The sequence below is a fragment of the Hydrocoleum sp. CS-953 genome (genome assembly GCF_002260545.1).
Classification (GTDB): domain Bacteria; phylum Cyanobacteriota; class Cyanobacteriia; order Cyanobacteriales; family Microcoleaceae; genus Trichodesmium.
The window spans coordinates 1-2,338 of the sequence record NZ_LGSU01000170.1 but is presented as its reverse complement, the minus strand read 5'-3'; the positions used below and the strand labels follow the sequence as shown (position 1 = coordinate 2,338).

Sequence of the window (2,338 nt, the reverse complement as noted above, 5' to 3'; positions counted from 1 at the left end):
CAAATATATGGCATACTAATAAGCCATTGAAATAACATTCAACAGCATAACAGTTTTGAGTAATGCAGCAGATATAGCAGCTTTTTAAAAATCTCTCCGAAAACATTTAGATAGAGTATTTTGTGTGACTTATAGCAAAGTAAATAATATTTTTACAGAAAATAATGCTTCGCAGAATCACATTTTTGCTAGTTGTAGTGCTGATGGTTCTATTAAAATTTGGCAGGTAGGTTGTTGTGAAAGTCTGAAGACATTAAGAGGGCATTCTGGCAATGTTTATTCTGTTGCTTTTAGTTCGGATGGTCAAACTTTAGTTAGTGGAGGTGAAGATAAAACTATTAAATTATGGGATGTTTGTACGGGTGAGTTATTGAATAGTTTAAAAGGTCATTCTCGTGGAGTTTTATCTGTTGCTATTAGTCCGGATAATCAAATTCTTGCTAGTGGGAGTATAGACGGTACGGTTAAGTTATGGAATTTGCAGACTGGGAAGTTATTGGATAGTCTTTGTGGTTATCATCCGGTGCAGTTTAGTCCGGATGGTAAGACTTTGGTTAGTGGGGGTGAAGGAGGTCGGATTTTAATTTGGAGGTTGTAGGAAAAGACTCTAGTAGTAGACCGTTTCATCTAGTGCATTAGGGAGTAGGGGAGTAGGGGAGTAGGGAAGTAAGGGAGATTGAAGTTAATTATAGAATTATAAACATATACTATATAACCGGATTCTATGTAAACACAGATTTTGGCACGGATGTACGGATTAAATTCGCACTTTGAGTAGTAGTAGGGTGGGTTAGAGAAGCGTAACGCACCGAAAAAGGGAAAAGAATAATGGTGCGTTACGGCATAATTTTAGTCAGAGTAGTAGTAGGGTGGGTTAGAGAAGCGTAACGCACCGAAAAAAGGAAAAGAATAATGGTGCGTTACGGCATAATTTTAGATTTGACATACCAATCATATTTATATAGAAATGCCTAACGCACCCTACTAGACTNGAAAAGAATAATGGTGCGTTACGGCATAATTTTAGATTTGACATACCAATCATATTTATATAGAAATGCCTAACGCACCCTACTAGACTTTGGTTAGTTGCTATTAGTAGTAGGGTGGGTTAGAGAAGCGTAACGCACCGAAAAAGGGAAAAGAATAATGGTGCGTTATGGCATAATTTTAGATTTGACATACCAATCATATTTATATAGAAATGCCTAACGCACCCTACTAGACTTTGGTTAGTGGGGGTAAATGAGGGAGGATTTTAATTTGGAGGTTGTAGGAATATTATGTTGGTAAATAAATATTTTTCGGCTAGATTTTAAAGTATTAGCAATTAAATCTGCAACAACCTCAGATGTATTAACAGCTATTTCCGAAGGTTTAATAATCGCACAATTTCCTGCTGCAATNCATAATTTTAGATTTGACATACCAATCATATTTATATAGAAATGCCTAACGCACCCTACTAGACTTTGGTTAGTGGGGGTAAATGAGGGAGGATTTTAATTTGGAGGTTGTAGGAATATTATGTTGGTAAATAAATATTAAATGTTAATATAGGAATATATTTTGCATTCCTATATTAACATTTTATTAATGCGGATTGGGATATCTCCTAAAAACTGACTCTTTTAATGATCTAAGATGTTCTAGTTTGTGTTCTAATTCAAACATGAGATTATCACTTTTTTGATTATTGCAACGCCAACAAATTGCTTCTAAGTTATCATAATCAAACATTTTTTCTGGAAAACGAGCTTTATTCAATTTGTGGTCAATAGTAACGTAATGTTGGTGAAAGTATAATGAACCAGCTTGATTTATGTATGGTTTCCCATCAACTGTTTTGTATTGATAACCTCGACTTATTGCCTCTGTTTTAGACTTAGTATAATATTGTCTACCATGCACCATTTTTTGTCCACAATAGGGACATGGTTTTGAACCTTTATTAGCTCTATACATATTCGGAGTTATCAACCCTTCTTTTGGGTCTTTAATACATGGTACTGTTTGATTGTTCTCCCAAATATCTCTAATTTCAGAAGCGTCATATAATGTATCAAGTCGTACTTTGCTCATTGTATCTATACTCCATTGCTGTTTCGTATGTGGCAAACCGTTTTTGAGTTTTATTAAAAATATCTGTTGCTTTTTGCAAAAGTTTATCCATTTTGTCAACTTCTTTTTCTACAATATTTTGAAGTTGTTCTGCTTCATAAGTTGACTGATTAATCGCACCAATAAGATCACCTTTATTAAGTTTATGATCGAAAATAGTGACAACATTATTATTCACTATATTGACAAAAGACATAAGTATGTCCCATGATTTTTG

General features: G+C 34.2%; 3 protein-coding genes and 1 pseudogene. 2 read left to right on the top strand and 2 right to left on the bottom strand.

Going from position 1 to position 2,338, the window contains the following annotated elements:
- Positions 1-103 precede the first annotated feature (103 nt).
- A pseudogene (locus tag AFK68_RS01345) lies at positions 104-466 on the top strand (WD40 repeat domain-containing protein); the annotation flags it as partial.
- Positions 467-523: 57 nt separating this feature from the next.
- On the top strand, positions 524-598 hold the full coding sequence (locus AFK68_RS43215; RefSeq protein ID WP_256386458.1) for a WD40 repeat domain-containing protein: 75 nt from the start codon (positions 524-526) through the stop codon (positions 596-598).
- Positions 599-1,593: 995 nt separating this feature from the next.
- Here the strand turns inward: AFK68_RS43215 and AFK68_RS01335 are convergent.
- Complete coding sequence (locus AFK68_RS01335) at positions 1,594-2,082, bottom strand: HNH endonuclease (RefSeq protein WP_094671028.1); 489 nt, start codon at positions 2,080-2,082, stop codon at positions 1,594-1,596.
- Positions 2,063-2,338, bottom strand: a 276-nt coding sequence (locus AFK68_RS01330) for a hypothetical protein (RefSeq protein WP_371357190.1), incomplete at its 5' end; no start/stop codon positions are given. The genes AFK68_RS01335 and AFK68_RS01330, both read right to left, overlap by 20 nt.